The 4,534-nt window shown below is 73.0% G+C and carries 4 protein-coding genes; 2 read left to right on the forward strand and 2 right to left on the reverse strand.

Annotated features, from left to right (window positions below; all coding sequences use genetic code 11):
- Nucleotides 1-169 precede the first annotated feature (169 nt).
- A complete protein-coding gene (gene erpA / locus RH94_RS05970; protein WP_073946606.1) occupies nucleotides 170-526 on the forward strand; it encodes an iron-sulfur cluster insertion protein ErpA in 357 nt (118 codons plus the stop codon).
- An 83-nt stretch (nucleotides 527-609) separates the two neighbouring features.
- Here the strand turns inward: erpA and RH94_RS05975 are convergent, their stop codons facing one another.
- Nucleotides 610-2,670: a hypothetical protein gene (locus RH94_RS05975; RefSeq protein ID WP_073946607.1), complete on the reverse strand. Its 2,061-nt coding sequence runs from the start codon at nucleotides 2,668-2,670 to the stop codon at nucleotides 610-612.
- 267 nt (nucleotides 2,671-2,937) lie between these two features.
- Here RH94_RS05975 and RH94_RS05980 point away from each other — a divergent pair, with 267 nt between their 5' ends.
- Nucleotides 2,938-3,912, forward strand: coding sequence for a carbohydrate kinase family protein (locus tag RH94_RS05980; protein ID WP_073946608.1), 975 nt, complete (start codon nucleotides 2,938-2,940; stop codon nucleotides 3,910-3,912).
- A gap of 24 nt (nucleotides 3,913-3,936) precedes the next feature.
- On the opposite strand, the gene RH94_RS42505 is transcribed toward RH94_RS05980, so the two are convergent.
- The coding region (locus tag RH94_RS42505; protein ID WP_234425560.1) for a cysteine desulfurase/sulfurtransferase TusA family protein at nucleotides 3,937-4,534 on the reverse strand (598 nt) is incomplete at its 5' end.

Here is a 4,534-nt window from a genome sequence, read left to right on the forward strand (position 1 = left end):
CCCGGCCCCGTCCCTCCGCAGGCCGCTGTCCGTCCCCCCACGCGTGTGCGAGCATGAAGAGGACGAGCGCGGAGAAGAGAAAAGCACGCGCCCGGCCCGGAATGAATCCGTCACCCCGCCGGTTGCACTCGTCGGCAAGCAGTCTCCGTACAACCCGGGAGAGATGTAGATGTCCGTATCGGACGAGACCACCACCGTCACCGACGGCATCGTCCTGACCGACGCCGCCGCGTCCAAGGTCAAGGCCCTGCTCGACCAGGAAGGCCGTGACGACCTCGCCCTGCGCGTCGCCGTCCAGCCCGGCGGCTGCTCCGGCCTGCGCTACCAGCTCTTCTTCGACGAGCGCTCCCTCGACGGCGACGTGGAGAAGGACTTCGACGGCGTCAAGGTCGTCACCGACCGTATGAGCGCCCCCTACCTCGGCGGCGCCACCATCGACTTCGTGGACACGATCGAGAAGCAGGGCTTCACGATCGACAACCCGAACGCGACGGGCTCCTGCGCCTGCGGCGACTCCTTCAGCTGAGCAGCCGGCCACGGCACGGTACGACGTCGGAAGGCGGCGGCCCCTGTTTCAGGGGACCGCCGCCTTCCGTGTGTCCACCCGCCTCAGCGGGCGGCCGGCGGCGCATCCGGCAGCCTCGCCCCCGGCCGCTCCCGGGGGATCTCCCGCCCGTCCGAGCCGACCACCTTCCGGTCCCCGAGCGGCCGGTCCAGACGTACGGTCTCGTGGTATTCCCTGGCGATCGCGATGCAGACCCGACCCCGCCGTGAGGTCGCGGTCACCGTGACCGTCACCCGGTCGGAGTCCTCCTTCACGGACGTCCTGTAGTCCGAGCACACCCCGCCCTCGAAGCGGACGGTCAGCTCGTCGCCCTCGGTGCTGTAGCCGGTCACCTTCACGTCCCCCGTCTCCAGGGCGCCGCCCGGACCGTTCGGCGCCGGGCTCGACTGCCCGCCCGGCGCGGCCGACGAGGAGGTCAGGTACTTCGGGTCGACGGCCGGATACGGCACCGTGAAGGGATCGCCCTGCCCGCCCGGCGCCCGTACCTCGAACAGCCAGGACGGCACGAGCGTCTGCCGCCCGTCGGAGCGGTGCGCGGCCAGCCCGAACACGGCCTTGCCGACCGTGAAGGCGTCCTCCTGGGCGGGGGTCGGGACCGAGGCGTCCGTCCCGCACGGCGCCTCCGCGCGGTCCTTCAGCGGTACGGGGTCGGCGCAGCCGCCGATGCCCATGCGGTGGCCGGCCCGCGGGGCCGCGTTCATCAGCTCCAGCGTCCCGCGCGCGCTCAGCACGGGATACGTGTCGTCCTTCACCGGCGCCTTCAGCCGGCCGCTGCCGCCGACCACCTCGCCCTGCCGGCCGATGATCAGGCCCGTCGTCCAGCCGTACGTGGGCAGCCCGCCGACCACCGGATCGGCGTTGACCACCCGCCGCTCGCCCATGGTCTGGCCCGCGTCCACCTTGGCATCGTCCTGGCCCAGCGCCTTGAGCACCGGCACCGCCGCCTTCCGGGCCGCCGCCGCGTCCACCGGGTGGACGGGCGAAGCCGCGGGGTCCGACGCCGACGTGCACACCGCGCCTTTGCAGTTGTCGGTGCCCGGCGCGTACCGGCTGAACGTCCACGTCCCCGGCGCCTGCCTGTCCACCCGCAGCACCGGTCCGGAACCGTCCTTCCCGGACCCGACCCTCCAGGCCCGCGCGTCGGCCACCGGAGTGCCCTCCACGCCGAGCGTCTCGGCGAGCCGGGCCACCTCCTCCCGGGTGACCTCGCCCCGCGCCCGGTACACCGGCGCCGAGCCGGGCCCGCCGGGCAGTGTGCCGCTCACCCGGTAGGCCGCCCCGTAGGGGTTGGGCTCCCCGGGCGCGATCCCGTTCGTACCGCCGCCGCTGTCGCCGCTGCCCTCGTTGTCGGCGGCGACGTGGTCGTCGAGGACCAGCGGCGGGGGAGTGCCGCGTCCGCCGGGCGACGCCGCCTCCGCACGCTCATCCGCGCCCGCGGCGAGGAACGCCCCACCGCCGCCCGCCAGCAGTACCGCTGCGGCGACCGAAGCGATCACCACAGGCGACCGCCCGCGCACCCGCCACCCGCTGGAGCGCCCGTCACCCTCCGGGACCGCGGTGACGTCCGGGACAGCGGTGACGTCCGAGACCTCCGGGGCGTCAGTGACCTTTGGGCTCTTCGAGGCGCCAGGGGTGTCCGAGGCCTCCGGGTCCTCCTGGTCCTTCGAAGCGTCCGGGGTGTTCGGGACTTTCGGAGCGTCCGGGGCCTCCTGGCCTTTCGAGGCGCCCGGGGTGCCCGGAGCGTCCGGGTCCTCCGGGTCTTTCGAGGCGTCCGGGGTGTCCGGAGCGTCCGAGTCCTCCGGGACCTTCGAGGCGTTCGAGGCATCCGAGGTGTCCGGGTCCTCCTGGTCCTTCGAGGCGCCCGGGGTGCCCAGGACCTTCGAAGCCTCCGGGGCATTCGAAGCGTCCGAAGCGTCCGAAGCGTCCGAGGCATCCGGGGCGTCCTGGGCGTCCTTGTCCGCGGAGGTCACCGGGACCTCCGCAGCCTCGCCCCCGTCCCCACCCTCGCCCGCCGCAGCTTCCCGCCCCGGCGTCTCCGCCCGCTCCGGGGCCTCCCCGGCGGTGCCCGCGGCCACGTCGTCGTGGTCGGGTCGCTCGGTGTTCACCGCATCGCTCCTTCAGCTGGGTCGTACTCCGCATCCCCCGGACGGGGGACGGCGATGGGACGCGGCGGGGGAGCGCGCGGTTCCCCTCGGCGTACTCGGTGCGCCGGTTCGATCCCCGTGGCCGGACATCCCGTTCAGCAGCCGGGCCGAAGAGACGGACACGTGCACGCCGTGGACGAGGGACGACGGCACCGGCAGAGTGGCGTGAACCGCGACACCGGGTAGCGTGGACTGTCAATCCCCCCTGACCTCAGGAGCGTCCACGCCGTGCGCATCGCAGTCACCGGCTCCATCGCCACCGACCACCTCATGACCTTCCCCGGCCGTTTCTCCGACCAGCTCGTCGCGGATCAGCTGCACACGGTCTCGCTCTCCTTCCTGGTCGACCAGCTGGACGTACGGCGCGGCGGGGTCGGTGCCAACATCGCCTTCGGCATGGGCCAGCTCGGCACCCGCCCGGTCCTGGTGGGCGCCGCGGGCCCCGACTTCGACGAGTACCGCGCCTGGCTGGACCGGCACGGCGTCGACACCGCCTCGGTCCGCATCTCCGAGACCCTGCACACCGCCCGCTTCGTGTGCACCACCGACGCCGACCACAACCAGATCGGCTCCTTCTACACCGGTGCGATGAGCGAGGCCCGCCTCATCGAGCTCAAGACCGTCGCCGACCGCGTCGGCGGTCTCGACCTGGTGCTGATCGGCGCGGACGACCCGGAGGCGATGCTCCGGCACACCGAGGAGTGCCGCACGCGCGAGATCCCGTTCGCCGCCGACTTCTCCCAGCAGATCGCCCGGATGGACGGCGACGAGATCCGGATACTGCTGGACGGGGCGACGTACCTGTTCTCCAACGAGTACGAGAAGGGCCTCATCGAGTCCAAGACCGGCTGGAGCGACACCGAGATCCTCTCCCGCGTCGGCCACCGGGTCACCACCCTCGGCTCGCGCGGCGTGCGCATCGAGCGCGACGGCCGGGAGCCGGTCGAGGTCGGCTGCCCGGACGAGGATCGCAAGGTGGACCCGACGGGCGTCGGCGACGCCTTCCGCGCCGGCTTCCTCTCCGGTCTGGCCTGGGGCGTCTGCCTGGAGCGCGCCGCCCAGGTCGGCTGCATGCTCGCCACCCTGGTCATCGAGACGGTCGGCACCCAGGAGTACCAGCTGCGCCGCGGCCACTTCATGGAGCGCTTCACCAAGGCGTACGGCGACGAGGCGGCCGACGAGGTCCACACCCACCTCGCCTGACGGGGCGGCAGGTACCGTACGGGGCTACGAGACCCGGCGGACGACGTAGGCCGAGCCCTCGTCCGCCGGCTCCTCGCCGACGTACTCCTGACCCCGCATCTCGCACCACGCCGGAATGTCCAGCCGCGCCGCCTCGTCGTCGGCCAGGACGCGGACCGCGGAGCCGACGGGCACGTCCCCGAAGACCCTGGCCAGCTCGATCACCGGGATCGGGCAGCGCTTGCCGAGGGCGTCCACGACCAGCGCGTCCTCCCGCACGGCGGCCGGCTGCTCCCCGGCCGGCGCCCCGAGCTTCTCCCTGACCCCCGCCACCACGTCCGGCAGGACCGCGAGGAACCGTTCGACGTCCTCCTCCGGCGTCCCGGGCGGCAGCGACACCCGTACGTTGCCCTCGCTCAGCACGCCCATCGCCCTAAGGACATGGCTCGGCGTCAGGGTGCTGCTCGTGCACGACGAACCGGAGGAGACGGAGAACCCCTCACGGTCCAGCTCGTGCAGCAGCGTCTCCCCGTCGACATAGAGACACGAAAAGGTGACGAGGCCGGGCAGCCGGCGGACCGGGTCGCCCACCACCTCCACGTCCGGCACGAGCCGCGGCACCCGCGCCCGGATCCGCTCCGTC

This window comes from Streptomyces kebangsaanensis, assembly GCF_001906585.1.
In the GTDB taxonomy this organism is placed as follows: domain Bacteria; phylum Actinomycetota; class Actinomycetes; order Streptomycetales; family Streptomycetaceae; genus Streptomyces; species Streptomyces kebangsaanensis.